Source organism: Nocardioides dubius, assembly GCF_039528155.1.
GTDB lineage: Bacteria > Actinomycetota > Actinomycetes > Propionibacteriales > Nocardioidaceae > Nocardioides > Nocardioides dubius.
This window is the reverse complement of record NZ_BAAALG010000006.1, coordinates 282205-282703: the sequence shown is the minus strand read 5'-3', so window position 1 is coordinate 282703 and position 499 is coordinate 282205. Positions and strand designations below refer to the sequence as shown.

The following is a 499-nucleotide window of genomic DNA, read 5'->3' as shown; positions in this document are numbered from 1 at the left end:
GATGCGGGGCCCTCTCGGCGTTGGCGATCAGATGTCGAACAGCGAGCTCGCCTGGTTGATGTCGACCTGCTTCGGCGTGTTCGCCTCGGCGGGGGCGGCCGGCTTCGGCTGCTCGGCAGGCTCCTCCGTGGCCGGCTCGGCCTCGGCGGCAGGTGCCGCGGCGGGCTCCTCAGCAGCAGGCGCCTCAGCGGGTGCCTCGGCAGCAGGCGCCTCGGTGACCGGCTCCTCGGCCACCGGCGCGGCGGGGGCGGCAGAGGGTGCTGCCGGCTCCGGAGCGGCGATGTCGAAGAGCGAGCCCATCGCGTTGATGTCGACGCGCGGCACCTCGGGGGCGGTCGCTACGGGAGCGGCCGGTGCCTCGGCGGCGGGAGCCTCCGCTGCCGCAGCCGCGGGGGCAGCCGGAGCCTCTGCTGCCGGAGCGGCGGGTGCCTCGGCTGCCGGAGCCGGGGCAGCGGGTGCCTCGGCGGGCGCTGCGATGTCGAACAGCGAGCCGCCTGCA

General features: G+C 76.8%; 1 pseudogene. It reads right to left on the bottom strand.

From position 1 onward, the window contains the following. Window positions 1-27: 27 nt before the first annotated feature. Window positions 28-499: pseudogene (locus tag ABD151_RS08715) on the bottom strand (Fe-S cluster protein); the annotation flags it as partial.